The organism is Methylobacterium sp. D54C (genome assembly GCF_053345595.1).
In genome coordinates, this window is sequence record NZ_JBKFAK010000001.1 from 463,309 (window position 1) to 488,078 (window position 24,770).

The 24,770-nt window shown below is 69.8% G+C and carries 22 protein-coding genes and 1 tRNA gene; 4 read left to right on the forward strand and 19 right to left on the reverse strand.

Annotation, left to right across the window (positions count from 1 at the left end; translation table 11 throughout):
• Window positions 1-17: 17 nt before the first annotated feature.
• From ACLBYB_RS02420 to ACLBYB_RS02470, 11 genes are all read right to left on the reverse strand, one after another.
• The gene (locus ACLBYB_RS02420) at window positions 18-1,304 is read right to left on the reverse strand and encodes a cytochrome b (protein ID WP_020091775.1); all 1,287 of its coding nucleotides are present in this window, start codon (window positions 1,302-1,304) and stop codon (window positions 18-20) included.
• Between the two features lie 13 nt (window positions 1,305-1,317).
• Window positions 1,318-1,902 carry a ubiquinol-cytochrome c reductase iron-sulfur subunit gene (petA, locus tag ACLBYB_RS02425; protein WP_447697728.1) on the reverse strand — a complete coding sequence of 195 codons (585 nt, stop codon included), beginning with the start codon at window positions 1,900-1,902 and terminating at the stop codon, window positions 1,318-1,320.
• Between the two features lie 182 nt (window positions 1,903-2,084).
• Window positions 2,085-3,950 (reverse strand): ABC transporter ATP-binding protein, encoded by a 1,866-nt coding sequence (locus ACLBYB_RS02430; RefSeq protein ID WP_447697729.1) that lies wholly within the window; start codon window positions 3,948-3,950, stop codon window positions 2,085-2,087.
• 88 nt (window positions 3,951-4,038) lie between these two features.
• Window positions 4,039-4,626 (reverse strand): protease inhibitor Inh/omp19 family protein, encoded by a 588-nt coding sequence (locus ACLBYB_RS02435; protein ID WP_447697730.1) that lies wholly within the window; start codon window positions 4,624-4,626, stop codon window positions 4,039-4,041.
• A 171-nt stretch (window positions 4,627-4,797) separates the two neighbouring features.
• Window positions 4,798-5,622 carry a succinate dehydrogenase iron-sulfur subunit gene (locus tag ACLBYB_RS02440; RefSeq protein WP_024831121.1) on the reverse strand — a complete coding sequence of 275 codons (825 nt, stop codon included), beginning with the start codon at window positions 5,620-5,622 and terminating at the stop codon, window positions 4,798-4,800.
• Window positions 5,623-5,707: 85 nt separating this feature from the next.
• Entirely contained in the window at window positions 5,708-7,525 is a 1,818-nt protein-coding gene (gene sdhA / locus ACLBYB_RS02445) for a succinate dehydrogenase flavoprotein subunit (RefSeq protein ID WP_056521268.1), read from the reverse strand.
• A 31-nt stretch (window positions 7,526-7,556) separates the two neighbouring features.
• Entirely contained in the window at window positions 7,557-7,976 is a 420-nt protein-coding gene (gene sdhD / locus ACLBYB_RS02450) for a succinate dehydrogenase, hydrophobic membrane anchor protein (RefSeq protein WP_042674306.1), read from the reverse strand.
• Between the two features lie 10 nt (window positions 7,977-7,986).
• A complete protein-coding gene (gene sdhC, locus ACLBYB_RS02455) occupies window positions 7,987-8,388 on the reverse strand; it encodes a succinate dehydrogenase, cytochrome b556 subunit (protein WP_026604731.1) in 402 nt (133 codons plus the stop codon).
• A gap of 129 nt (window positions 8,389-8,517) precedes the next feature.
• The gene (locus ACLBYB_RS02460; protein ID WP_447698130.1) at window positions 8,518-9,768 is read right to left on the reverse strand and encodes an SLC13 family permease; all 1,251 of its coding nucleotides are present in this window, start codon (window positions 9,766-9,768) and stop codon (window positions 8,518-8,520) included.
• Between the two features lie 275 nt (window positions 9,769-10,043).
• Complete coding sequence (locus ACLBYB_RS02465; RefSeq protein ID WP_447697731.1) at window positions 10,044-10,622, reverse strand: hypothetical protein; 579 nt, start codon at window positions 10,620-10,622, stop codon at window positions 10,044-10,046.
• A 155-nt stretch (window positions 10,623-10,777) separates the two neighbouring features.
• Entirely contained in the window at window positions 10,778-12,271 is a 1,494-nt protein-coding gene (locus tag ACLBYB_RS02470; RefSeq protein WP_091978059.1) for an AMP nucleosidase, read from the reverse strand.
• A 125-nt stretch (window positions 12,272-12,396) separates the two neighbouring features.
• On the opposite strand from ACLBYB_RS02470, the gene tsaA reads away from it, so the two are divergent.
• Window positions 12,397-12,906: a tRNA (N6-threonylcarbamoyladenosine(37)-N6)-methyltransferase TrmO gene (gene tsaA, locus ACLBYB_RS02475; RefSeq protein WP_447698131.1), complete on the forward strand. Its 510-nt coding sequence runs from the start codon at window positions 12,397-12,399 to the stop codon at window positions 12,904-12,906.
• Window positions 12,903-13,595 carry an SGNH/GDSL hydrolase family protein gene (locus tag ACLBYB_RS02480; RefSeq protein WP_447697732.1) on the forward strand — a complete coding sequence of 231 codons (693 nt, stop codon included), beginning with the start codon at window positions 12,903-12,905 and terminating at the stop codon, window positions 13,593-13,595. The genes tsaA and ACLBYB_RS02480 overlap by 4 nt, the downstream gene beginning before the upstream one ends.
• A gap of 124 nt (window positions 13,596-13,719) precedes the next feature.
• On the opposite strand, the gene guaA is transcribed toward ACLBYB_RS02480, so the two are convergent.
• The 8 genes from guaA to ACLBYB_RS02520 all read right to left on the reverse strand — a co-directional run bounded on the left by guaA (window position 13,720) and on the right by ACLBYB_RS02520 (window position 20,622).
• Complete coding sequence (gene guaA / locus ACLBYB_RS02485; RefSeq protein ID WP_012317458.1) at window positions 13,720-15,276, reverse strand: glutamine-hydrolyzing GMP synthase; 1,557 nt, start codon at window positions 15,274-15,276, stop codon at window positions 13,720-13,722.
• Window positions 15,277-15,463: 187 nt separating this feature from the next.
• The gene (locus ACLBYB_RS02490) at window positions 15,464-15,883 is read right to left on the reverse strand and encodes a hypothetical protein (RefSeq protein ID WP_447697733.1); all 420 of its coding nucleotides are present in this window, start codon (window positions 15,881-15,883) and stop codon (window positions 15,464-15,466) included.
• Window positions 15,880-16,215: a hypothetical protein gene (locus tag ACLBYB_RS02495; RefSeq protein WP_447697734.1), complete on the reverse strand. Its 336-nt coding sequence runs from the start codon at window positions 16,213-16,215 to the stop codon at window positions 15,880-15,882. The genes ACLBYB_RS02490 and ACLBYB_RS02495 overlap by 4 nt, the downstream gene beginning before the upstream one ends.
• Window positions 16,216-16,511: 296 nt before the next feature.
• Complete coding sequence (locus ACLBYB_RS02500; RefSeq protein WP_447697735.1) at window positions 16,512-17,879, reverse strand: NTP/NDP exchange transporter; 1,368 nt, start codon at window positions 17,877-17,879, stop codon at window positions 16,512-16,514.
• 108 nt (window positions 17,880-17,987) lie between these two features.
• The gene (locus ACLBYB_RS02505) at window positions 17,988-18,743 is read right to left on the reverse strand and encodes an NADPH-dependent F420 reductase (RefSeq protein WP_331326459.1); all 756 of its coding nucleotides are present in this window, start codon (window positions 18,741-18,743) and stop codon (window positions 17,988-17,990) included.
• A complete protein-coding gene (locus tag ACLBYB_RS02510; RefSeq protein WP_447697736.1) occupies window positions 18,733-19,638 on the reverse strand; it encodes an aldo/keto reductase in 906 nt (301 codons plus the stop codon). Before ACLBYB_RS02510 ends, ACLBYB_RS02505 begins: the two co-directional genes overlap by 11 nt.
• A 114-nt stretch (window positions 19,639-19,752) precedes the next feature.
• Window positions 19,753-20,091, reverse strand: coding sequence for a hypothetical protein (locus tag ACLBYB_RS02515; protein ID WP_447697737.1), 339 nt, complete (start codon window positions 20,089-20,091; stop codon window positions 19,753-19,755).
• 75 nt (window positions 20,092-20,166) lie between these two features.
• Window positions 20,167-20,622: a CHRD domain-containing protein gene (locus tag ACLBYB_RS02520; RefSeq protein ID WP_447697738.1), complete on the reverse strand. Its 456-nt coding sequence runs from the start codon at window positions 20,620-20,622 to the stop codon at window positions 20,167-20,169.
• Window positions 20,623-20,881: 259 nt separating this feature from the next.
• Between ACLBYB_RS02520 and ACLBYB_RS02525 the strand changes: the two genes are divergently transcribed.
• Window positions 20,882-20,958, forward strand: a tRNA-Met gene (locus ACLBYB_RS02525).
• A 517-nt stretch (window positions 20,959-21,475) separates the two neighbouring features.
• A complete protein-coding gene (locus tag ACLBYB_RS02530; RefSeq protein ID WP_447697739.1) occupies window positions 21,476-24,721 on the forward strand; it encodes a PAS domain S-box protein in 3,246 nt (1,081 codons plus the stop codon).
• The last annotated feature ends 49 nt before the right edge of the window (window positions 24,722-24,770 follow it).

A 24,770-nucleotide genomic window follows, 5' to 3' on the forward strand; every position in this document is an offset into this window, starting at 1 on the left:
GTCCTGTCGTCAGCCCGTCAGCCTTTGGTGGTCGGAGCAGCGGCGGCGCCCGCCGGCATGCCGGATCCGGTCACCTGCTTGCCCGGTCCGGTCACGCTCTCGAGGATCGAGCCCGGCAACTTCTTCGGCGTCTCGAACAGGCCGCAGAGCGGCATGACGATCAGGAAGTGCGCGAAGTAGTAGGCGGTGCAGACCTGGGCGGCGAGCACGTAGCCGCCCTCCGGGGGCTGCGAGCCGAGCCAGCCGAGGAGGAGGGTCGCGCCGATGAACACCCAGAAGAACTGGCGGTAGATCGGCCGGTAGTTGCACGACCGGATCCGCGACGTGTCGAGCCACGGCGCGAACGCCAGGATGATCACCGCCGAGAACATCAGGATGACGCCGCCGAGCTTGCTCGGGACCGCGCGCAGGATCGCGTAGAACGGCAGGAAGTACCATTCCGGCACGATGTGTGCGGGCGTCACCGCCGGGTTGGCCTGGATGTAGTTGTCGGCGTGGCCGAGATAGTTCGGCTGGTAGAACAGGAACCACGCGAACAGGATCATGAACACGCAGGTCGCGAACACGTCCTTGACCGTCGCGTAGGGCGTGAACGGCACCGCGTCCTTGCCCGACTTGATCGGGATGCCGGCCGGGTTGTTCTGCCCGGTGACGTGCAGGGCCCAGACGTGCAGCACGACCACGCCGGCGATCATCCACGGCAGCAGGTAGTGCAGCGAGAAGAAGCGGTTCACGGTTGGGTTGCCCACCGAGTAGCCGCCCCACAGCAGGGTCTGGATCGTGTCGCCGACCACCGGGATCGCCGCCAGGATGTTGGTGATGACGGTCGCGCCCCAGAAGCTCATCTGGCCCCACGGCAGCGTGTAGCCGAGGAAGGCGGTCGCCATCATCAGGAGGTAGATGACGACGCCGAGGATGTAGAGCACCTCGCGTGGCGCCTTGTACGACCCGTAATAGAGGGCGCGGAACATGTGCACGTAGACGGCCACGAAGAACATCGAGGCACCATTGGCGTGCGCGTAGCGCAGCAGCCAGCCGTAGTTCACGTCGCGCATGATCTTCTCGACGGAGGTGAAGGCACCTGTCGCCGAGGGCTCGTAGTGCATCGCCAGCCAGATGCCGGTGACGATCTGGATTCCCAGGAAGGCGGCGAGGATCGCCCCGAAGGTCCAGAAGTAGTTGAGGTTCCGCGGAACCGGGTAGGCGATGAAGGACGAGTGTACCAGCCCGGCGATGGGCAGGCGCGCCTCGAACCACTTCGCAACGCGGCTCTTGGGGACGTAGGTGCTGGCCGTTCCGCTCATGCTTCCGTCCTCCTCAGGCCGCTTCCTTGCCGCCTTCGCCGATCCGGATCTTGGCATCCGTCTGGAAGGCGTAGGGCGGGATCGGCAGGTTGATGGGCGCCGGTCCATGGCGCACGCGACCCACCGCGTCGAATTGCGAGCCGTGGCACGGGCAGGCCCAGCCCTCGAAATTGCCCTGGTGGCCGATCGGCACGCAGCCGAGATGGGTGCAGTTGCCGTAGACCACGAGCCACTGATCGTGGCCGTTCTTGACGCGGGTCGTGAAGGCCGCCGGATCGATCATCGCCGAGAGCGGGACCGCCTTCATGTCGGTCACTTCCTTCGCGGTCAGCTTGCGCACGAAGATCAGCTTGCCGCGCCAGAAGACGTTGATGATCTGGCCGTCCTGGATCGGTGTCAGGTCGACCTCGATCGGCGCGCCGGCGGCGATCGTGTCGGCGTCGGGCGCCATGGAGGAGATCAGCGGCCAGACGACGGCTCCCGCCCCGACCGCCAACCCGGCGCCCGTCGCCAGGAACAGAAAGTCACGGCGGCTGCCCTCATGACCAGAGACCGCGGCAGCGGCGGCTGATGTGTTCGCCAAGGTTCGGAACTCCATGCGTCGGCGTCAGGGCCGCAGGTGCCCTCGTCCCGGCTCGTCCCGGGAACAAAGCATTATGGTTCTAATCTGAGCAATGAGACCGTCTGCCGCCCCCGAGTCAAGCCGCAGTGTGCGGCGCGGCGATAAGGTCGCCCCTCGATCGTAGCGGTATGTTGCCGGCAATCTCGCTCCTCCGACGCTCAGGCGACGGCGCTGTCGTACCGGGCCGTCCCGTCGTCGAGAAAACCGCCCGACTGCCGCGACCACAGCCCGGCATAGACGCCGCCGGCGGCGACCAGTTCGGCGTGAGTCCCCTCCTCGATGATCCGACCGCGGTCGATCACGACCAGCCGGTCGAGGGCCGCGATCGTCGACAGGCGGTGCGCGATGGCCAGCACGGTCTTGCCGGCCATCAGCGTGTCGAGCGATTCCTGGATCGCCGCCTCGACCTGGCTGTCGAGCGCCGAGGTCGCCTCGTCGAGAATCAGGATCGGCGCGTCCTTCAACATGACGCGGGCGATGGCGATGCGCTGGCGCTGGCCGCCGGACAGCTTGACGCCGCGCTCGCCGACCTGGGCATCGTAGCCGCGCCGGCCCTTGTGGTCGACGAGATCGGCGATGAACGTGTCCGCGTGGGCGAGCCGCGCGGCCCGCTCGATCTCCACTTGGGTGGCGCCGGGGCGGCCGTAGGCGATGTTGTCGCGGATGGAGCGGTGCAGCAGGGAGGTGTCCTGGCTGACCATCGCGATGGCCTCGCGCAGGGATTGCTGGGTTACCGTCGCGATGTCCTGGCCGTCCACCAGGATCCGCCCGCTCTCCACGTCGTAGAGCCGCAGGAGCAGGCCCGCCAGGGTCGACTTGCCGGCGCCGCTGACGCCGACCAGTCCGACCTTCTCGCCCGGACGGATCGTCAGGGAGAAATCCTCGATGACGGTGGCGTCGCCGCGCCCGTAGTGGAAGCCGACCTCCTCGAACCGGATCTCGCCGCCGGTGACGGCGAGCGTCCGCGCGTCCGGCGCGTCGACGAGGGCGTGCGGCCGGGCCATCGTCTGCATGCTCTCCTGGACCACGCCGACATTCTCGAAGACGCCGCGCACGGTCTGCATGACCCAGCCCGACATGGCGATGAGCCTGAGGACCAGGGCGAGCCCCGCCGACGCCTCGCCGGTCGTCATGCCGCCGTCGCGCCACAGCACGAGGCAGGCCGCGCCGGTGGCGATCAGGAGCCCGCTGTTGAGCAGGCCGAGGAGGCTCGTCGTCAGGGTGACCAGCCGGAACTGGTGGAGATAGGCGGCGGTGTGGACTTCCACGGCGTCCTGCACCGCGGCCCGCTCCTCGCGGTCGCGGGCGAAGAGCTTCACCGTCAGAATGTTGGTGTAGCTGTCGACGATGCGGCCGATCAGCGTCGAGCGGGTGTCGGCGGTCTTGTGCGAGCGCGCGCGGGCCCGGGGCACGAACCACGCGGTCAGGGCCGCGTAGGCGGCGATCCAGAGCAGCACCGGGACGGCGAGCCACGGCGAGATCGCGCTGAACAGCCCGACCGCGGTGATCGCGTAGATCGCCACATACAGGAGGGTGTCGATGAAGACGACGGCGAGTTCCCGCACGGCCGGGCCCACCTGGACGACGCGGTTGGCGAGCCGTCCCGAGAAGTCGCCCTGGAAATACGAGAGCGCGTGCCCGAGGGTGTAGAGATGCGCCCGCCAGCGGATCTGGCTGGTCGATTGCGGCACGACGAGCTGGTTGGACAGCACCTCGTGGGCCCAGATCGACAGCGGTCGCACCACGGCGATCAGCAGGACCACCAGCCCGAGCTCGACCGCGTGGTCTGACAGCACCGTCGCCCGGTCGGCCGAGCCGAGCAGGTCGATGAACCAGCGCATCACGAGGTAGAGGGAGGCCTCGACCGTGCCGGCGATCACCGCGATGACGAACAGCGCCGCCAGGGCGGCGCGGATCGGGCGCAGGTAGAACCAGGCGAAGCCGAGCACCGACCGCGGCGGCATCCGCGCCTCGTCGAAGGGCGCGAAGGGGTCGACGCGGCGTTCAAGCCAATCGAGGAACATGTTGACGGGGGCGTGACGCGGCGGGAGCCCCTCATGTAAGCGCCTCCCGCCGCGCGCCAACCGCGCGGCGTGGTCGCGCCGCCCGGCCTCAGCGGTTCAAGGCGAGGGCCGCGCCGGACTTGGTGAGGGCGCCTTCCAGGCCGCCGCCGCCCTGGCGCAGCCGCGCCGCCACCGAGCCGCCCGGCTGGTAGAGGTAGACCTCGCCGTCGCGGAAGTCCCAGGCCGAGACCCGCGCGAGATCCTTGTTGGCGCAGCCCGAGGCCGTCGCCCGGTAGAGGTCGAGGGCCGGGGTGCTCGACAGCGTGACCTTGCAGTTCGCACCGGTCGCGTCCCGCGCATCCCAGCTTCCGACCACCGATGAGCGGCCGCCCGTGGCGACCGGCGGCGGCGGCGCCGGCGGGGCGACCGGCTCGGCGATCACAGTGGGGCCGCCGGCAAGCGGCGCGGCCGCCTGGGCACCGGGCGGGGGCGGCGCGTCGGGGCTCGCCGCGACGCCGGGCGGCGGCGCCAGCGGGGCCGCCGTCACCGTGCCCGACGGCATGGCCGGCACCGTGTCCAGGGACGCCTGGGGCGACGGCCCCCGGGTGCGCGGCCCGTCGAGGCGGCTAGAGGCGCAGGCGCCGAGGCTGGCGGCCAGACAGAGAACGGCGAACGTCGACAGGCTCGGGCGCAGCATCGGTCCACTTCGGGTCAGGATTCACGGCGCGGAGGCGCTTCGATCCTGACTCCGTGGCAATTGCGCTGTCCGCAAGGCAGCCCTCTCAGCCCAGGCCAACTCTGCTGCGGAGAGCCGGCCTTTTCGGCCGGGTGTGGCCCTCAGGCCTCAACACCCGACTCGACTGCGCGATCAGAGCGTGCGCTCGACCATCATCTTCTTGATCTCGGCGATGGCCTTCGCCGGGTTCAGGCTCTTCGGGCACGTGTTGGCGCAGTTCATGATCGTGTGGCAGCGATACAGGCGGAACGGGTCGTGCAGGCCGTCGAGGCGGTGGCCCGTGTTCTCGTCGCGCGAGTCGATCAGCCAGCGATAGGCCTGCAGCAGGGCCGCCGGGCCGAGGAACTTGTCGCCGTTCCACCAGTAGCTCGGGCACGACGTGGTGCAGCACGCGCACAGGATGCACTCGTAGAGGCCGTCGAGGCGGGAGCGGTCCTCCGGCGTCTGGCGCCACTCCTTCTCGGGCGCGGGCGTCTCGGTCTGGAGCCAGGGCTCGATGGCGGCGTGCTGGGCGTAAAAGTTCGTCAGGTCCGGCACGAGATCCTTGAGGACCGGCATGTGCGGCAGCGGGTAGATCCGGATCGCACCGTCCTTGTCCTTGCGGGTCATCACCGGCAGGGCGTTGTCGGGGCTCTTGCACTCGTCGATGCCCATCGTGCAGGCGAGCGCGTTCTGCCCCTCGATGTTCATCGCGCAGGAGCCGCAGATGCCCTCGCGGCAGGAGCGGCGGAAGACCAGCGTCGAGTCGACCTTGTTCTTGATCCACAGCAGCGCGTCGAGGACCATCGGGCCGCAATCCTCGCGGTCGACCTGATAGGTGTCGATCCGCGGGTTGGCCCCGTCATCCGGGTTCCAGCGGTAGATCTTGAAGGTCTGCAGGTTCCTGGCGCCGGGCGGGGCCGGCCAGGACTTGCCCTGGGTGATCTGGGAATTCTTCGGAAGGTTGAACTGAGCCATGGTTCTCGACGGCTTCCGCTGGAGCAGGACGCGGCGGCCGGAGGGGGGAGGCCCCGCCGCCGCAGTCGTTGTGCAGAGTTGCAGATCAGTACACGCGCGCCTTGGGCTCGATGTACTGGATCTCGTTGGACATCGTGTAGGTGTGGACCGGGCGGTAATCGATGACCACTTGGTGCTGGCCCTCGTCGAGCCAGGACAGCGTGTGCTTCATCCAGTCCTTGTCGTCGCGGTCCGGGAAGTCCTCGCGCGCGTGGGCGCCGCGGGATTCCGTGCGGTTGGCGGCCGATTCCATCGTCACCACCGCCTGGCCGATCAGGTTGTCGAACTCCAGGGTCTCCAGGAGGTCGGTGTTCCAGACCAGCGACCGGTCGGTGATCTTCACGTCGGCGGCGGCGTTCCAGACCTTGTGGATCAGGCCCTTGCCCTCCTCCAGCACCTCGCCGGTGCGGAACACGGCGCAGTTGTTCTGCATCGTCTTCTGCATCTCGGCACGGAGTTCGGCGGTCGGCGTTGAGCCGTTGGCGTAGCGGAAGCGGTCGAGGCGCTCGAGCGCCTTGTCGGTCGCGCCCTTCGGCAACTCCATGGCCCGGCCGTTCGGCTCGACGATCTCGGCGCAGCGCTTGCCGGCGGCGCGGCCGAAGACGACGAGGTCGATCAGCGAGTTCGAGCCGAGGCGATTGGCGCCGTGGACGGAGACGCAGGCCGCCTCGCCGATCGCCATCAGCCCCGGGACCACCGTGTCGGGGTTGCCGTCGCGCAGCGTCAGCACCTCGCCGTGATAGTTCGTGGGGATACCGCCCATGTTGTAGTGGACGGTCGGGATGACTGGGATCGGCTCCTTGGTCACGTCGACGCCCGCGAAGATCCGCGCGGATTCCGAGATGCCCGGCAGGCGCTCGTGCAGGATCTTCGGGTCCAAGTGGTCGAGGTGCAGGTAGATGTGGTCCTTGTTCTTGCCGACGCCGCGGCCGTCGCGGATCTCCATGGTCATGGAGCGCGAGACGACGTCGCGCGAGGCGAGGTCCTTTGCAGACGGCGCGTAGCGCTCCATGAAGCGCTCGCCCTCGGAATTGGTGAGGTAGCCGCCCTCGCCGCGGGAGCCTTCGGTGATCAGGCAGCCCGCGCCGTAGATGCCGGTCGGGTGAAACTGCACGAACTCCATGTCCTGCAGCGGCAGGCCGGCGCGCAGCACCATGGCGTTGCCGTCGCCCGTGCAGGTATGGGCGGAGGTCGCCGAGAAATAGGCGCGGCCGTAGCCGCCGGTCGCCAGGATGGTCATCTGAGCGCGGAAGCGGTGGATCTCGCCGGTGGCCTGATCGAGGGCGATGACGCCGCGGCAGCGGCCCTCGTCGTCCATGATCAGATCGAGGGCGAAGTACTCGATGAAGAAATCGGTCTGGTTCTTCACCGCCTGCCCGTAGAGGGTGTGTAGCATCGCGTGGCCGGTCCGGTCGGCCGCCGCGCAGGTGCGCTGGGCGGTGCCCTTGCCGTAATCGGTCGTCATGCCGCCGAACGGGCGCTGGTAGATCTTGCCCTCCTCCGTGCGGGAAAACGGTACGCCCCAGTGCTCCAGCTCGTAGACGGCGGCGGGCGCGTTGCGCACGAGGTACTCGATGGCGTCCTGGTCGCCGAGCCAGTCCGATCCCTTCACGGTGTCGTACATGTGCCAGCGCCAGTCGTCCGGGCCCATGTTGCCCAGCGAGGCCGAGATGCCGCCCTGCGCCGCCACCGTGTGCGAGCGCGTCGGGAACACCTTGGTGATGCAGGCGGTGCGCAGGCCCGCTTCCGAGCAGCCCACCGTGGCGCGCAGTCCCGCGCCGCCCGCGCCGACGATCACGACGTCGAAGGCGTGATCGTGGATGGTGTAGGCAGGCCCGCTGCCGTTTGTGCCGTTGGCGGCCATGTTCGGCTCCTCGAGATCGATGTTGGCGGGGTCAGGCCGGCTGTCCGAAGCCGATGCGCAGGACCGCGTAGAGGCAGGCGACGGCCACGACGACCGCGTAGGCGTTGTTGGCGAACACCGCCGCGATCTTCGTCGCCGGCGCGTGCACGTAGTCCTCGATGATCACCTGCATACCGAGGCGCATGTGGACCGTGACCGACAGTAGCGCCAGGATCAGGAGGATCGACACCAGAGGGGTCGCGACGAGGAGCCGCGCCTCCGGGTAGCCGCGGCCCGCCATCTTGGCGATGATCACCACGAAGCTCAGCATCAGCACGACGTTGGCGACGGCGGTCAGCCGCTGCAGCCACCAGTGCCCGGCGCCGTGATGGGAGACGCCGAGGCCGCGCACGCGGGCGCGCGGCGTGCGGATCGAGACGCGCGTGTCCTGCCGGACCTCTTCCTTAGCCATGTCGTCCTCCTCAGCGGACCAGAAGGGCGACCGCCCAGATGACGAGGGTGAGGGCCACCGAGCCGATCAGCGTCAGCCGGGCCATCGAGAGGCGCTTCTCCCGGTCGAAGCCGACGCCGGTGTCCCAGATCAGGTGCCGGATGCCGCCGAGCATGTGGTGCATCAGGATCCACGTGTAGACGAACAGGATCAGGCGCCCGAAGATCGAGCCGAAGAACCCGGCCACGTAAGAGTAGCCGGCCGGTCCCGAGGCCAGAGCCACGAGCCAGATCGCGACGAGAGCAGTCCCGCCGTAGAGCGCGGTGCCGGTGATGCGGTGGAACACCGACATCGCCATCGTCCAGGTCCAGCGATAGATCTGGAGATGCGGCGACATGGGCTGAGCCACTGTCGGGCGGGCGGTGGGTGCCATCGTGTTGAAGCCTCGCAGCTGCGAACTGGACCGTCTCTAATCTGGTAGCGCTAGAGCCTGAGCGGGCAACCCGCAATCCGTCATGGTGCGGCGCAATGTGCCCTCTGGGGCGACACTTTGCCGATTCTGTCACTTCAGCTGTCCCAGGAGGCGCCACCACGCGTAGTCGAGCGGCGCCGCCACGAGGAGCGACAGGAAACCGAAGCTCAGGGTGAGCCGGGTCGCGTCCCGGAGACGGACCCGCCCGAGCTCGCTGGCGAACACGATCGGGGGCGCCTGATAGGGGAAGAACAGTGTCGAGTAGCCGATCACCTGCAGCGAGACGACCGCGAAGGGTGACAGGCCGCTCGCCTCCGACATCTCGCCCGCGAGCGCCGTGTACAGGGCCGGGGCGCCGTTGGCGGTGACGAGGAGGGTCAGCACCGTGGCGATGCCGGTGAGCACCGCGAAGTTCTGCGTCGGCGCGTCGCGCGCCAGGGGGGCGCCGGTCAGCAGCAGATGGCCGAGGCGCTCGCCGAGCCCGGTCTCGTTGACGAGGGCGACGAGGCCGAGCAGCGCCGCGATGTAGAAGCAAGTCCGCAGGTTCACCTGTTGGAATGCCTCCGGCGGCAGGACCCCGATCCGCGGCAGCAGGCAGACGACCGCGGCGGCGAGGCCGACCCAGGCAGGGGCAAGGCCGTGGAGGCTGTCGGTCATCCAGAGGATCAGCGTGCAGGCGAGGATTACCGCGAGGCGCCGCTCGGGCGCGGACAGCGGGGGCAGATCCGGCAGGGCCGGAGCGGCGGAGCCGAGGTTGTCCGGGAACAGCCGGACGATGAGGCCGACGAGCAGCACGCCCTTCACCAGCGCCAGGACCGGGGCATGCAGAAGGAAGTAAGAGAGGTACGACAGGTGTAGGCCGAGCAGGTGCTCGGCCGAGCCGGCCATCACGAGGTTCGGGACGTTGGCGGGCAGGATCGCCGCAGAGAGGATCGGGGTGGCGAGGCCGACGGCCAGGACCGCACCCGTCCGCCCCGGGCGCCCGGCCGCGAGGCCGAAGGCGTCGCAGAGTGCGAGGGTGACGGGGATCATCAGGGCAATGCGGCCCAGATTCGACGGCATGACGAAGGCGATGAGGAAGCTCAGCGTCACCAGCCCAGCGATGAAGCGGCCGTAGGAGCCGGAGAGCCGCAGGGCGAGGGTGCGCGCCATCCGGGCGCCCAGGCCGGTCCGGGTCATGCCCTGCCCCACTACCATGCCGGACAGGACCAGCCAGAACGCGGAGGATGAGAAGCCCGAGAACACCGTCGCGGCCGAGCCGAGACGCAGCAGCATCGCCAGTCCGAAGAAGGCGAGTGCCGTGACGATCTCGGGCAGCAGCGCGGTCGCCCACAGGCCCATGCACAGCACGAGCAGCCCCGCCGTCGCCGCAACCAGTCCCTCGCCGCTCACCGCGATCGTCCCCGCACCACGCTACGCCGGAAGCGGCATCCTCATCGGATTGGAACGGTTCGCAATTCGGGACTTGTTGAGCGAGCCTTCGCCTGCGGCGAAGGCTGTGGATCCGGTGGGCCGATCTGGCCCAGGGGTCCTCACGACATTGCCCGACCGAAGGCCGGCCGGGCGTCGCGCGGTTTCGAGGATGCGCCGCGGGGACGAGACCCGCGCCGCCTGACTCAGTAGCCGTAGCCGTAGTAGTCGTTGCAGGCAGCCGGGTCGTAGGCGCCGTAGCCGTAAGTGTAGGCGCAATTGTCGTAGCCGTAGTCGAGACCGCCCAGGCCGTAACCGACGCCGAGGCCGAGCCCGAGGCCGGCGAGTCCGTAGCTGACGCCGCGTCCGTAGCGGTGGCCGTAATAGCCGCGGTTGACGAAGCCGCGACCGGCGATCCCGCGGTTCCCGACCCCGCCGAACCGGCCGGCCTGGTTATATCCGCCGGCCCGCAGGCCGCCGGTCCGGACGCCGCCGACGCCGGCCGCGCCGAGCCCGGCCCCGCGGAAGCCGCCGCCCAGTCCGCCGACCCGCGCCCCGCCGACGCCGTTCTGGAAGGCGCCGCCGCCGAAGCCGCCGTTCCGGAACGCCCCGCCGCCGACACTGCCGCCGCGGAAGCCGCCGCCGAAACCGCCACCGTGGAAACCGCCCCCGCCGAATCCGCCGCCGTGGAAGCCACCGCCGCCGAAGCCGCGGGCATCGGCGACGGTCGGCGCGAACGCGACGGCCGTCAGGAGGGCGGTGGAGACGAGTGCGATACGAGTCATGGGAAAGCTCAGCCTGATGTGTGGTGCTTTAACCACTCAACCCGGCTCTAAGGCGGCTGTATCCAAGCTTGAGTATGACCGATGGCGTGGCAGTCGGTCGCTGAGTTGGCGATATGTACGTCGGGCTCGAACGTCACCCTGGACTCCACGAAGTCTCACCGGAAGGGCGGTTCATCGAAACTGCGCAGCTTGCGCGAGTGGAGACCTTGCCGATCGGCCCGAAGAACGTCGAGGGCCGCCAGCCCGACCCGGAGGTGCTCCGAGACGGCCCGGTCGTAGAAGGCGTTGGCGGCACCCGGGAGCTTGATCTCGCCGTGGAGCGGCTTGTCTGAGACGCAGAGCAGCGCGCCGTAGGGAACGCGCAGGCGGAAGCCCTGGGCGGCGACCGTGCCACTCTCCATGTCCACCGCCACGGCGCGGGACTGGTTGATCCGACGCCGCTCCTGGCTGAAGCGCAGTTCCCAGTTGCGATCGTCGTAGGTCACCACCGTGCCGGTGCGCAGGCGCCGCTTGAGCGCGTCAGCCTGCTCGCCCGTTACCGCGGCGGCGGCGTCCTGAAGGGCGACCTGCACCTCGGCGAGGGCCGGCACCGGCACGTCCGGCGGCACGAGCTCGTCGAGGATACGGTCGCGGCGGAGGTAGGCGTGCGCCAGCACGTAGTCGCCGATGGTCTGCGACTGCCGCAGGCCGCCGCAATGGCCGACCATCAGCCAGCAATCCGGGCGCAGCACCGCGAGGTGGTCGGTGATCGTCTTCGCGTTCGAGGGGCCGACGCCGATATTGACCAGCGTCGTGCCCTGCTGGGTCCCGTCGGAATCGCGCGCCACCAAGTGGTAGGCCGGCATCTGATGGCGATGCCAGGGCGAGGCGGCGATCACAGCGGCCGGGTCTGCATCGGCCGCCTCGGCACGGGTCACGGACACGCCACCCGGCAGGACCAGCCGCTCGAACCCCTCCGCGCCCGAGGCGAGCCGCTCCAAGCCGTGGCGGACGAACTGGTCGACGTAGCGGTGATAGTTGGTGAGCAGGATCCAGGGCTGGACGTCGCGCCAGTCGCAGCCGGTGTAATGGACGAGGCGCCGGAGCGAGTAATCGACCCGAACCGCGTCGAACAGCGCCAGGGGCAGCGGCTCGCCAGGGATCTGGTCGAACAGTCCGTCCGCGATCTCGTCGCCCACGAGCGACAGGAGCGGCACCGGGAAGTAGGTGGCGAGGTCAGCGCCGTCGACGGTCCGCCCGCGCGCGTCCAGCCCGGCCTCCAGCACGTAGGGATAGGGAATCTCCTGCGCGCTGAGACCGACCTCGAGGGCGATGCCGTAGTCGGCGATCAGCGGCTCCAGCTGGCGGGTCAGGTACGTCCGGAAGAATCCCGGATGCGTGATTGTGGTGGCGTAGGTGCCGGCGGCCTGGAGCTTGGCGGTGGCGCGCCGGACCCGGGGCAGCGGCCCGTCCGGGCGGTAGCTGATCCGCAGCTCCGGGTAGCGGAAGGCGAGACGCTCCGTGGCGTCCGGCGGCGGCCCGCCGGCGAGGTAGCGCTCCAGCGCGGTCCGCAGGGCGCCGGCCGCGTCGTCGTAGAGCTCGACCAGCCGGTCGATGGCGGTCGCGGCATCCGCCACCGCCTGCATCGGCCGCAATTCCCGCTCGATCATGTCGCCTCCGTTCCTGCTGCCGGATCTACACCCCGCGCCATCCGGGGGCGAGATGCGGGGTTGCGAGCCGCGGACACATGGCCGACAAGCCGGCCGGCGCGGAGCGCGGCGGCGAGGACGCGGGCATGGACACGGGGCTGGACGCGGATGAGTTCGGGACCCGTCCCGGTGAAGAGAGGGCCGCCCTGCCCGCGACCTTCGACGCGGGCCTCCACTTCATCGGCCGGCTGCGCACGCCCTGGCAGGCGCGGTCCGACTGTCCGAAGAACGGCCTGCAGACCGACGCAATCTGCACCGTCGAGGTCGACCCGGCCTACGCCCCCGGCCTGCGCAACGTCACGGGGTGCACGCACCTGATCCTCCTCTACTGGATGGACCGGGCGACCCGCGGCCTCGTGATCCAGCGGCCGCGCCACGCCGACGGCCCCAGGGGCACGTTCTCCCTGCGCTCGCCCGCCCGTCCCAACCCGATCGCCCTGTCGGTCGTGGAACTGCTCGACCGCGTCGGCGACACGCTCCGCGTGCGCGGGCTCGACTGCCTCGACGGCACGCCGCTCCTCGACATCAAGCCCTACTACGCCTCGACGGACGCGCGGCCCGACGCCCGCGTCGACCGGGCCGGGGCCGAGCCGTGAAGCGCGTCGTTTCCCTCGTTCTCGGCGGGCTCGCCCTCCTGGCGATCGGCGGCTTCGCCGGGTGGCGCCTGCACCGGCCGGGGGCCGACGCGCGGGCCTACGCCGAGATGCGCCTGATCGCCGTGCAGGTCAGCCTCGACGAGGCGCCGCCGGACTACGTGTTCTGGGCCGGCGATTCCCAGGTGGAACTGCAGCCCGGTAGCCAGCGCCCCTGCGGGCTCGATTTCCTCAACGGCGGGATCAGCGGCGCGACCGCGGGCAGCTACGCGGACTATCTCGCGCGCCTGACCTTCAAGGTGCAGCCGCGGCTCGCGATCCTGACCATCGGGACCAACGACATCCTGGTGAAGAACAACCCGCAGCTGCACAAGCCGACGGAGCAGTTCGAGGCCGCCGCCGAGACGATCGTCAAGCGGCTGCAGACCCTCAGCCCGCGCGTCGTGGTGACCGCCCTCCCCCCGGTCGGTCGCGAGATCGGCAAGCTGGTCGATGCCGGCGCGGTCGCGGATTACTCGCGCCGGTTGCAAAATCTCTGCGGGCGGCTCGGCTGCGTCTTCACGGATCCGTTCGCCGCCCTGCGCGACGGCGATACGGGCTACGCCAAGCCCGGCGCCCTGCGCGACGGGCTGCACCTCGCGGCGTTCCGGCCGGCGCTGAAGGCGGTCGAGCCGGCGCTCTGCACCCCGTGAGGGCGGGCGCCGCGTCCCTGCGAGCGAACCGATCCAGGAGCGCGCCACGGATCGAAGCGTCACGCTGCCCTGAGTCGCTTCGCTCCGCTCGCGATGACGGCGCGGGATCGGGCCGGACGCCGGCTCACTCCCACTCGATCGTGCCGGGCGGCTTCGAGGTGATGTCGTAGGTCACCCGGTTGATGCCCTTCACCTCGTTGATGATCCGGGTCGCGACCCGGCCCAGGAAGGCCATGTCGAACGGGTAGAAGTCGGCGGTCATGCCGTCGACCGAGGTGACGGCGCGCAGCGCGCAGACGTGGTCGTAGGTGCGCCCGTCGCCCATCACGCCGACGGTCTTCACCGGCAGGATCACCGCGAAGGCCTGCCAGATCGTGTCGTAGAGGCCGGCCTGCCGGATCTCGTCGAGGTAGATCGCGTCGGCCTTGCGCAGGGCCTCCAGCTTCTCGCCGGTGATCGTGCCGGGGCAGCGGATCGCCAGGCCCGGGCCCGGGAACGGGTGGCGGCCGACGAAGCCCTCGGGCAGGCCGAGCTCCTTGCCGAGCACCCGGACCTCGTCCTTGAAAAGCTCGCGCAGCGGCTCCACGAGCTTCATGTTCATGCGCTCGGGCAGGCCGCCGACATTGTGGTGGCTCTTGATGGTCACGGACGGGCCGCCGGTGAACGACACGCTCTCGATCACGTCGGGGTAGAGCGTGCCCTGCGCGAGGAACTTCGCCCCGCCGATCTTCTTCGATTCGGCCTCGAACACGTCGATGAACAGGCGGCCGATCGTCTTGCGCTTGATTTCCGGGTCGCTGACGCCCTCCAGAGCCGCGAGGAACATCCCCGACGCCTCCACGTGGACCAGCGGGATGTTGTAGTGGTCGCGGAACAGCGCCACGACCTGCTCGGCCTCGCCGAGGCGCAGGAGCCCGTGATCGACGAACACGCAGGTCAGCTGGTCGCCGATCGCCTCGTGGATGAGCACCGCCGCCACCGCCGAATCGACGCCGCCCGACAGGCCGCAGATCACCTTCTCGGAGCCGACCTGCTCGCGGATCTTGGCGATGGCCTCCTCGCGGTAGGCGCCCATGGTCCAGTCGCCCGAGCAGCCCGCGACATCGCGCACAAAGTTGCGGATCAGCAGGGCGCCGTGGGGCGTGTGCGCCACCTCCGGGTGGAACTGGACCGCGTAGTAGTTGCGCGCCTCGTCGGCCACCGCCGCGAAGGGCGCGTTCCTGGAGATCGCCACGGTGGTGAAGCCGTCCGGCAGCTTGGTGACGCGATCACCGTGGCTCATCCAGACCGGGTACTTCTCGCCCTTGTGCCAGACGCCCTTGAACAGCGGGCAGTCGGCCAGGATCTCGACCTCGGCGCGGCCGAACTCCGCGTGGTGGCCGCCCTCGACGGCGCCGCCGAGCTGGGCCGCCATGGTCTGCTGGCCGTAGCAGATGCCGAAGACCGGGACGCCCGAATCGAACACCAGCTGGGGCGCGCGGGGCGAGGCCTCGACGGTCACCGATTCGGGGCCGCCGGAGAGGATCACGCCCTTGGGCTTCTGCTCGCGGAACGCGGCCTCGGCCTTCGTGAAGGGCACGATCTCGCAGTAGACGCCCTCCTCGCGCACCCGGCGTGCGATGAGCTGCGTCACCTGAGAGCCGAAATCGACGATCAGGATCTTGTCGTGGTCGGTGTTCATCGCGGGCGATTATCCGAAGCCCGCGGCGCGTGCAACGCACAAGTCCGGATTGTCCGGCCTTCCGACGTGCCGTCACCGACGGAATGCCGGACCCGACCGTCAGGTCCCGCGCGTCGCCGTCGCCCCGTCGGTGCCGGCGCGGCCAGCCGCGCGCGGCGGTCTCGGCTGGCCCGACGCGCGCCAGCTCTCAGTCGAAGTTGCGGACCTTGGCCGAGCCACCGAGGCTGATCGCGGGTTTCGCGGCGGCGCCGGCGAGGCTCACCTTCTTCTGGCCGGGCGGGGTCTTGGCGCGCAGCTGCGGGGCGGGCTCGGGAGTCGGTCGCGACGGCTTCAAATGCGCCTGGCCGTGGATCACCGAGCCGATCTCTCCCGCCACGCGGATCAGGTCCTCGCGCTCGCAGGAACGGGCGACCTTCAGCCCGAGCTTGTGCATGTGGCTCTTGCCGTAGAGGTAGGCGGCGAGCTGCGCGCGCTTCAGCGGCGGGATCTGCTCCAGGATCAGCGGCAGGTCGAAATCGTCGGCCCGGTACACAGAGCCCAGAACCTCGAGGGTCACCGGGCAATCGACTTCGGGCTCGGCGCCGCTGGTCGGATGCGCTTGCGTCATGGATGCCTCTCGGAGGTCGATGGATCGGGACCGGGCTCGGATGCCCCGGAGCCGGGGTCGAGTTCAACCCCTATCGGAACGGTGAGGTTCGCAATCCTGTCCTGCGCGGGCGCAGGCGTCGGTGGCGGGACCGGTTCGGGCTTCCAGGCGCCCAGGCAGCCGGTGCAGACCGATTCGATCACCGCGCGGGCATGAGCCTGCCGGCGGGCCCAGAGCATCTCCCGGGCGAGGCGCGCCGCCTCGGCGTCCGGCAGCGGGCGGATGCGGACGAAGAGCGGCTCCTGCGCGGCGACGGGTGCCGGTGTCAGGGCGAGGAGCCCGAGCAGCGCCATCGCGGGATCGGCGGCACGCCACCGGCGCCGCGGCGCCGACCATGCAGGTCCCGCCATGTCACTCTCCCGCCCGGATCGAGCGCGATACCTCACCCGTCAGGGTAAACCGCCTCTTAACGGCCGCCGCGGCCGCGCGGAACTTCACCTCGGGAAGCCGGTAGAACCAGGGGGGACCGAGCGGGAGACGGCTTGATGCCTCAGATGTTCGACTGGATCTTCTTCGCGATCATGCTGCCGTTCCCGGCCTATCTGGTCTGGGACTTCATGCGGCATCGATAGGCGGGGCGAAACGGCACTCACCCGCCGGGCGCAGCGGCCGCGCGGCCGACCGGCGCGGTCCGTTCGGGCTCGATGCCCGGCTCCGCCGCCTGCTCGGCCCGCCGCCGCTCCTGCGCGCGCCCGAGCCAGACGCTGTTCACGAGCCACGCCATCGACAGCGGGATCGCGGCGCCGGCCACGCTGGCGCTGCCGAGCCCCATGCCCTGGATGCCGGTGAACGACCACGCGCCGACCTGATCGCCCAACCGGTAGACCACCGTGTCGATGAAGCTCTTCGCCTTGTAGCGGTCCTCCCGGGGGACGACGGTGAACAGCACCTCGCGCACCGGCCGGGCGATCGCGAAGTTCCCGGCCCGGCGGAGCACCTGGAACGCCACGATGACGCCGATCGTCGGCCAGAGCGCGAGCGCCGCGAAGCCGAGGATGCTGAAGGCCGGGAGGATCGCCAGCGTCAGGGCGACGCCGATTCGGTTCACGATCCGGCCCGTGAGGAACAGCTGGATGCCCAGCGTGAGGACGTTCACCGCGAGGTCGACGCTGGCGAAGAACGCCGTCTGCGCGCCGCGGTCCGGGAAGCTCCGCTTCGCGATGCCCGCCTGCTCGAAGTACAGGAACGTCGAGGTCACCGAGAACAGCAGCAGGAACAGCGAGATGTTGAGCAGGTAGGGCGATGCGAGGGCCCGGGTGACGCCGGCGAGCACGCTTCCGCCGATCGTCCGGTCCTGCCCGTCCTCGGCGCCCCCGTCGCGGCCCGGCACCTCGTGCAGCTGCGTCGACAGCGCGGCGAGCCCGCGCATGCAGAACACCGCGACCTCGAGGAGCGCCACCGCGCACAGCATCAGGCCCCAGGTCGGGACGTTCTTGGCCAGGATCGCCGTGGTCGCCGAGCCCGCGATGGCGCCGAGCGTCGCGCCGGCCGCGATGAAGCCGAACAATCGCTTGCCCTGGGCGTTCGAGAACACGTCGACGATCGTCGCCCAGAAGATCGAGACCACGAACAGGTTGAAGATCGACAGCCAGACGAAGAACACCCGGCCGATCCACACGCCCCACTCGGCGGGCGCGAGGTAGAGCGTCAGCGCGAACGCCAGGATGTTGGCCGCGAAGAACCGATAGGTGATCGGCACGAACCGCGCCCGCGGCATCCGTTTCACCAGGTAGGCGAAGGGCAGGTTGAGCGCGAGCATCCCCACGAGGGTGGCGGTGAACAGCCAGGGCAGGTTCTCGATGCCGCCGGCGACGCCCATCTGGTCCCGGATCGGGCGCAGGACGTAGTAGGCGGCCAAGATCGAGAAGATGTAGGCCCACGACCAGACCAGCGCCCGGCCCTCGCCGGGCTGAACGTCGATCAGGCGCGCGAGCGTGCCGCGGGCGGGTTCAGGCATGGGCCGATCTCACCGGAATGGGCTTCTTCCCCGGACGGGCCTCCCTCGGGGAAGGCTCGGTCGGACCCCTCGCCGTTGCGGGGCCCGGCAAGGGGCCGGGCGACGCGCCTACTTCGCCAGTCCGAGTTTCTCGCGCATCTCCGGCGCGGTGACGTCGTGACCGAAGCCCGGGCTGCCCATGGCGAACTTGTCGGCATCCTTGAGCGGGCCGACCACCACCGGGTCGAACCCGGCATCGCGGACGAGGCCCTCGGCGACCTTCAGCGCCTCCGGGTCGTCCCCGGCGATCGGGATCGCCATCCGCCCGCCCGCACGACCCTTGCCGCCGTCCGCGCCCTCCTTGGCGAAGATCTTGTAGTTGGCCGCGTTGAAGGCGCGCACGATCTTGGCGCCGGGGAAGTACTTGGCCGAGGTCGCGCCGATCCCGCTGGCCTGGACCTCGTCGTAGAGCGCGCCGTCGCGCTTCTGCGTGGCGTTGCCGGCATCGAGGACGACCTTCCCCTTGAGGGACGGGCCGATCTCCTTCGCGAGGTCCGGATAGGCCTTATAGGGGACGGCGATGAACACGGCGTCGCCGAACTTGATCGCCTCCTCGGGCGTGCCGGCCCTGGCCTTGGGCCCGAGCTCCGAGACCATCGCGGCGAGCTGCTCCGGGTGGCGGGAGGCGAACATGACCTCGTGGCCGTCCTTGACCCAGAGCGACCCGATCGTGCCGCCGATGTTCCCGGCGCCGATCACGCCGATCCGGATCTTCTTCGCGCCGTCCTGGGCTGCGGCGGGCACGGCCGCGGGAAGAGCGGCGGCCACGGCGAGGCCGGCCGCGAGGGCGAGCGCCGCGCGGCGCGAGATGAGATCAAACCGCATCGATGAACGTCTCCATCTGCTTGCGCTGCGCCGCGTCGGGCAGCTTGCCCCGCGCGGCCCCGAGGTTGTCCTCGACATAGGCGGCCTTCGCCATGCCGGGGATCGGGCAGGTCACGGCCGGGTTGCCAAGCACGTATTTCAGGAAGAACTGCGGCCAGCTCGCGCAGCCGAGATCCTTGGCGACCGCCGGCAACTCCTTGCCCTGGACCGCCTTGAACAGGCGATCGCGGCCGAACGGCACGTTGGTCATCACCGCCACGCCGCGATCCGCAGCCAGCGGGAGCACGCGCTCCGCGGCGGCACGGTTGTCGATGGCGTAGTTCACCTGGATGAAGTCGAGGCTCTCGCGCCTCATGACGGCCTCCAGGGCGTCGAGCTGGTTGTCGCGCCAGACCGTGACGCCGACGTACCGGACGCGCTTCTGCGCCTTCAGATCGCGCAGGACCGCCAGATTCCCGATCACGTCGATCAGGTTGTGGACCGCTACCAGGTCGAGGGTGTCGACCTTCATGCGCTTCAGCGATCGGTCGAACTCCGCGAGCGTCGCGTCGCGGCCGGTCGTGTCGACCTTGCTGGCGAGGAAGATCTTCTGGCGCAGGCCGGGCTCCGCCAGGATCAGGCCGAGGACGTCCTCGGCGGTGCCGTAGCTCGGGGCCGTGTCGATCACCGATCCGCCGAGTGCGACGAAGGTCTTCACCGCCTCCTTCAGGGGCGCCACCGCCTCGGGCGTCGGCTCGACCTCGTAGCGCCGGGACGTGCCGATCCCGATGGCCGGGAGCGTCTCGCCGGTGGAAGGTATCGGGCGGCGGATCAGCGGCTCGGCCGCCGCGACGAGGCGGCTGGCGAGCGGGGCGATAGCGGCTGCGGCGATGACGGCGCGACGGGATACGGGCATGGCCGGCCTCCGACGGATTCAGGACCCGCCGGGAGATAGGGCGCGTCCGCGCTCTGTGTATTCTTAATTCTCACGCTTCCGCGAGGGATGCGCGCTGCTCCGTCGAGGCTTGGGCTAATCTTCCTCGGGCGGGTCCTCGAATTCCGCGCCGTCGGTATCGGGGGCGATCCGGAACCGGTACTCGTCGATCGCCAGGAACGCCCGATGGGCGACCTGCGGGTCGATCCCGTCGCGGACGACCAGGGTCTGGAAGTCGATGAACAGGCGCGCGACGCGGGCCTCCTCCGACAGGGTGGCCAGGGCGGACGAGCTCGCGCCGGCGCGCATCATGTAGCGCTTGGCCTCTCCGGCCGCGTCTGGCGCGGGCAGGACGACGACCTGACCGGCGGTTTCCGGCTTCAGTTCCGCCCAGCGGACGGGCGTCCAGGCGATGATGGCGTCGGTGTGCTTCATCGAAGGCTCCGGCAGGTGGACGGGGATCCGCCTACCGGGCGCGGCCGGGAACGTCGAGGCTCCCGGCGTTCCGGATCAGGGTGCGCGCTCCATCTGGCCGCGGATCTCGCCCTTCGGGTTCGCGGCGGTGTGGAGGTTGAAGTAGACCTTCCCCGCCTCGAGATCGGCGGCCTTGGCATCGTCGAGGGTCGCCTCGCCGGTGAAGGGGCTGCTCGCCGCCGTCACCGGCACGAGCACGCCGGCATTCTCGCCCGCCTTGGCCGGCCCGTGGAAATGGGCGGCCGTGACCGGCCCGGTGAGGCCGCTGTACTGGCCCGACCAGCTCAGGCGCTTGGTGGCCGGATCGAAGGTCGCGGTGATCTCGCCCTTGCCGGAGGACGCGGTTGCCGGGACCTCGCTGCCGCCGGTGAGCGCCGCGCGGTAGGTGACGTCCTTGCCCGCCGCGACTGCCGGACCCGTGGCGAGCGGCACCCCGAGGACGAGAAGGGCGGCGAGGCTGGTGGTCCAGCGATGGCTCTTGCGCGCTGTCATCGAACGCTCCGCGATCTGACGGGCCGTCGAGCGGCCCGTGCCAAACCTAGCGGGCCGGGACAGGTCGGACATGGCGGACGGGCTGTCGCCGAGCGATTCTCGGTGACAGCCAAGGGTTTCCCTCCCGCGCGCGACGGCACGCGGACTGCCCGACCTCCGGAGGCGCGATTTGCTCACGGGAAGACGTTGACACGGAGCGCCCGCTCTTCCTATACCGCCGCCACTGCACGCATCGTCTCGATGGACGGTCGCGGCTCGTGGCGGGGTAGCTCAGCTGGTTAGAGCAGAGGAATCATAATCCTTGTGTCGGGGGTTCAAATCCCTCCCTCGCTACCAACAGTTTCAGTAATCTTCGTCTATAAATTCAAGTCTCCTCTGAGCGTGCCGGCCTCTGTGTCGGATCTGGGCCGCAGCCGGAACGCTGATCCTGAGGATCGCAAATCCTTCCGCGAGCGGCCGGTCTCCAGCACAATCAGTTCTTCGCTCGAGCGCTTCGGTCGCACGCGAAGCCACTCACTTTTCAATCCCGTCTCGCTTGCCGCGAAGCAATGGACGTCTGGACTTGCTTCAGGGTTTTGTACGGCTTGCCGTCAAGACGGAGATCGGCGCGTCGAGCGCTACCGACCTTTCGATCTCGGCCGGCCCGACAGCTGATCGGGTCGCGACCCTTTAAGGCAGGCGAAGGTTGATGCCGGCGAACACCGTCCCGTCTTGAAAGTTCAGGACGGTGTCCGTCCATCGCATGACGCGGCGGCCACGATTGCCGGGCGGACCGCGGCTGCCGGTCCGGACCGGCGGGCGACCGTGATCTCTCCAAACGGAACCGGCCGGGACTGGATGGCTTGGCCTCCTGATGCACGACTTCGAAGAGACGCCGGCCATTCGGGAGACGGTGAAATCGATCGGCCCGGACGTCGGCGCGATGTCGCGCGCGCAACTTGAGGCGGAGGTGCTGCGCCTGCGCTCGAGGCTGCCGGAGGCAGGGGGCGAGACCGTCGGCCGGGAGGTGCGCCCGGTGCATCGGACCGCCGGGCAGGACGCGCCAGCGAGCGACTGGCGCCACCGGGTCGTCTTCGACAACGTCAGGGACTTCGCCATCGTCGTCACCGACCGCGACGGCTCGGTCATCGCCTGGAACCCCGGCGCCGAGCGGATCTTCGGTTGGACGGCGGAGGAGATGCGCGGGCAGCCCGCCGACCGGATCTTCACGCCCGAGGACCGTGCGGAGGGGCGCCCTGAGGCCGAGATGCGGCTCGCGACGAGCGAGGCGCGCGCCTCCGTCGAGCGCTGGCACCTCCGCAAGGACGGCAGTCGCGTCTGGACGTCGGGCGAGATGATGCCGCTGCTCGACGAGGCCGGTGCGCATCGCGGGTTCACCATGATTGTCCGCGACCGCACGGCCGAGCACGAGGCCGCAAGGGCGCTGAGGGAGCGCGAGGCCCACCTCCGGCATACCGTCGAACTGAATCCTCAGGTGCCGTGGACCTGCGACCCGGCGGGCAACATCACCTCATACTCGAACCGCTGGCTGGAACTGACGGGCCAGGCACCCGGCGAACCCGACGGCGCGGGCTGGATGGAGGCCCTGCATCCGGAGGACGTCCCCCACACGGTCGCGGTGTTCTCGGCCTGTCTCGCCTCGGGCGAGCCGGTCGACGTGGACTATCGCATCAACATCGCGGCTACCGGCACGTACCGCTGGATGCGGGCGCGCGCGCGTCCCCGCCGCGACGGAGCCGGCGCCATCGTGGCCTGGTACGGGGTGGTCGAGGACATCCACGACCGCCGCCTGGCCGAGGCGGCGCTGCAGGAGAGCGAGGCCCGTTACCGGACGCTGTTCGAGACGGTCGAGGTCGGGTTCTGCATCCTCATGATGCGGTTCGACGCGGACGGACGGGCGGTCGATTACCTGATCGAGGAGGCCAATCCGGCCTTCGCCCGGCAGACGGGCGCCGACGTCGCCGGCCGCTGGGTCAGCACGTTCGCGCCCGACCTCGAACGGCACTGGTTCGACAGCTACGGCCGCGTCGCCCTGACCGGGGAACCCGCCCATTTCGAGAACTACGCCGCCGTGTTCGGGCGCTGGTTCGACGTGCGTGCGCACCGGGTCGGGGACCCGCGCGACCACCGCGTCGCGGTCTTCTTCAGCGACATCACCGCGCGCAGGAACGCCGAGTTGCTGGCGGAGGCCAGCGCGCGCGAGCTCCGGCTCATCACCGACGCGCTGCCGGTGCTGATCGCGTTCATCGACGCCGGCCACGTCTACCGCTTCGCCAACGAGGCCTACAAGGACTGGTTCTCCGCCCCGCCCGGCGAGGTCGTCGGACGCGATGTCCGCGCGCTGCTCGGCCCGGCCGCCTACGCCGTGCGGCGACCCTTCATCGATCGGGCGCTCGGGGGTGAGCCCGTCACCTTCGAGACGGACTGGCCGCACCGCGACGGGCGCCACCGCGTCGCCGAGATCCGCTACCTGCCGAGACGGACCTCCGGCGGCCGCGTCGACGGTTTCCACGTCTTCGTGCAGGACGTGACCGTCCGGGTGCAGACGGAGGCCGACCTCGCCCGCCAGGTCGCTGCCCGGACCGCCGAGCGCGACCAGATCTGGCAGGCCTCGTCCGACCTGCTCTGCGTGGCCAACCTCGACGGCTACTTCGTCGGCCTCAACCCGGCCTGGTCGCGAACCCTCGGGTGGACCGACGCCGACATGAAGGAGCGGCCGTTCCTCGATTTCGTCCACCCCGACGACGTCGCGTCGACCGTGGCGGCGGCGGGGGGACTGTCGCGCGGGGAGGCCCAGCTCACGTTCGAGAACCGCTACCGCCGCAAGGACGGCAGCTATGTCTGGCTGTCCTGGAACGCGGTGCCCCGCGACGGGCTGATCTACTCGTCCGTGCGCGACGTGACCGAGATCAAGCAGCAGGCCGAGGCGCTGGCCAAGACGGAAGAGGCTCTGCGGCAGTCGCAGAAGATGGAGGCGGTCGGCCAACTGACCGGCGGCCTCGCGCACGATTTCAACAACCTGCTCGCGGGCATCTCCGGCTCCCTAGAACTGATGCAGACGCGGATGAGCCAGGGACGGATGGGCGACCTCGACCGCTACATGAGCGTCGCCCAGGGCGCGGCCAAGCGGGCCGCCGCCCTGACGCATCGCCTGCTGGCCTTCTCCCGCCGCCAGACCCTCGACCCCAAGCCCACCAACGTGAACCGCCTCGTCCACGACATGGAGGAGTTGGTCCGGCGCACCGTCGGTCCGGCCGTCCACTTGGAGGTCGTCGGTCTCGCGGGGCTGTGGCCGGCGCTGATCGACCCGGGCCAGCTGGAGAACGCGCTGCTCAACCTGTGCATCAACGCCCGCGACGCGATGCCGGACGGTGGTCGCATCACCATCGAGACCGCCAACAGGTGGATCGACGAGGTCGGCGGCCGCCAGCACGACCTCGCGCCCGGCCAGTACCTCGGCGTCTGCGTGACCGACACCGGCACCGGCATGGCGCCGGACCTGATCGGAAAGGTGTTCGAGCCGTTCTTCACCACCAAACCCACCGGCGAGGGCACGGGCCTCGGGCTGTCCATGGTCTACGGCTTCGCCAAGCAGTCCGGCGGGCAGGTGCGGATCTACTCCGAGGTCGGCGCGGGGACGACGGTCTGCCTCTACCTGCCGCGGCACTACGGCGAGGCCGACGAGGACGCGGTCGCGCGCAGGCTTTCCGAGGTCGAGCAAGCGGGCCAGGGCGAGACGGTGCTGATCGTCGACGACGAGCCCTCGGTGCGCATGCTGGTCACCGAGGTGCTGGAGGACCTGGGCTACACCGCCATCGAGGCCGCCGACAGCGTCGCCGGCCTGAAGGTGCTGCAGTCGGACGTGCGCATCGATCTGCTGGTGACGGATGTCGGCCTGCCGGGGGGCATGAACGGGCGACAGATGGCGGACGCCGGCCGCGATCGGCGACCGGACCTGAAGGTACTGTTCATCACCGGGTACGCGGAGAACGCCGTGCTGGGGAACGGCTACCTTCGGCCCGGGATGCAGGTCTTGACCAAGCCGTTCGTGCTGGAGACCCTCGCCTCCCGCATCAAGGACCTCATCGCCGAGACTTGAACCCCCTCGTTCGAAAGGGCCGCGCCCCCAGAGGGCAGCCGACTGCTCG

Excerpts from the sequence above, each read along its gene's own strand:
- tsaA (WP_447698131.1), top strand. The coding sequence starts at position 12,397 with ATGGACACGGGGCTGGACGCGGATGAGTTCGGGACCCGTCCCGGTGAA.
- ACLBYB_RS02520 (WP_447697738.1), bottom strand. The coding sequence starts at position 20,622 with ATGACAGCGCGCAAGAGCCATCGCTGGACCACCAGCCTCGCCGCCCTT.
- ACLBYB_RS02460 (WP_447698130.1), bottom strand. The coding sequence starts at position 9,768 with ATGGGCCTGTGGGCGACCGCGCTGCTGCCCGAGATCGTCACGGCACTC.
- ACLBYB_RS02495 (WP_447697734.1), bottom strand. The coding sequence starts at position 16,215 with ATGGCGCTGCTCGGGCTCCTCGCCCTGACACCGGCACCCGTCGCCGCG.
- ACLBYB_RS02465 (WP_447697731.1), bottom strand. The coding sequence starts at position 10,622 with ATGACTCGTATCGCACTCGTCTCCACCGCCCTCCTGACGGCCGTCGCG.
- ACLBYB_RS02500 (WP_447697735.1), bottom strand. The coding sequence starts at position 17,879 with ATGCCTGAACCCGCCCGCGGCACGCTCGCGCGCCTGATCGACGTTCAG.
- ACLBYB_RS02490 (WP_447697733.1), bottom strand. The coding sequence starts at position 15,883 with ATGACGCAAGCGCATCCGACCAGCGGCGCCGAGCCCGAAGTCGATTGC.
- ACLBYB_RS02510 (WP_447697736.1), bottom strand. The coding sequence starts at position 19,638 with ATGCCCGTATCCCGTCGCGCCGTCATCGCCGCAGCCGCTATCGCCCCG.
- sdhD (WP_042674306.1), bottom strand. The coding sequence starts at position 7,976 with ATGGCTAAGGAAGAGGTCCGGCAGGACACGCGCGTCTCGATCCGCACG.
- ACLBYB_RS02430 (WP_447697729.1), bottom strand. The coding sequence starts at position 3,950 with ATGTTCCTCGATTGGCTTGAACGCCGCGTCGACCCCTTCGCGCCCTTC.
- petA (WP_447697728.1), bottom strand. The coding sequence starts at position 1,902 with ATGGAGTTCCGAACCTTGGCGAACACATCAGCCGCCGCTGCCGCGGTC.
- sdhC (WP_026604731.1), bottom strand. The coding sequence starts at position 8,388 with ATGGCACCCACCGCCCGCCCGACAGTGGCTCAGCCCATGTCGCCGCAT.
- ACLBYB_RS02440 (WP_024831121.1), bottom strand. The coding sequence starts at position 5,622 with ATGGCTCAGTTCAACCTTCCGAAGAATTCCCAGATCACCCAGGGCAAG.
- ACLBYB_RS02505 (WP_331326459.1), bottom strand. The coding sequence starts at position 18,743 with ATGCGGTTTGATCTCATCTCGCGCCGCGCGGCGCTCGCCCTCGCGGCC.
- ACLBYB_RS02470 (WP_091978059.1), bottom strand. The coding sequence starts at position 12,271 with ATGATCGAGCGGGAATTGCGGCCGATGCAGGCGGTGGCGGATGCCGCG.
- sdhA (WP_056521268.1), bottom strand. The coding sequence starts at position 7,525 with ATGGCCGCCAACGGCACAAACGGCAGCGGGCCTGCCTACACCATCCAC.
- ACLBYB_RS02515 (WP_447697737.1), bottom strand. The coding sequence starts at position 20,091 with ATGAAGCACACCGACGCCATCATCGCCTGGACGCCCGTCCGCTGGGCG.
- guaA (WP_012317458.1), bottom strand. The coding sequence starts at position 15,276 with ATGAACACCGACCACGACAAGATCCTGATCGTCGATTTCGGCTCTCAG.
- ACLBYB_RS02435 (WP_447697730.1), bottom strand. The coding sequence starts at position 4,626 with ATGCTGCGCCCGAGCCTGTCGACGTTCGCCGTTCTCTGTCTGGCCGCC.
- ACLBYB_RS02420 (WP_020091775.1), bottom strand. The coding sequence starts at position 1,304 with ATGAGCGGAACGGCCAGCACCTACGTCCCCAAGAGCCGCGTTGCGAAG.
- ACLBYB_RS02530 (WP_447697739.1), top strand. The coding sequence starts at position 21,476 with ATGCACGACTTCGAAGAGACGCCGGCCATTCGGGAGACGGTGAAATCG.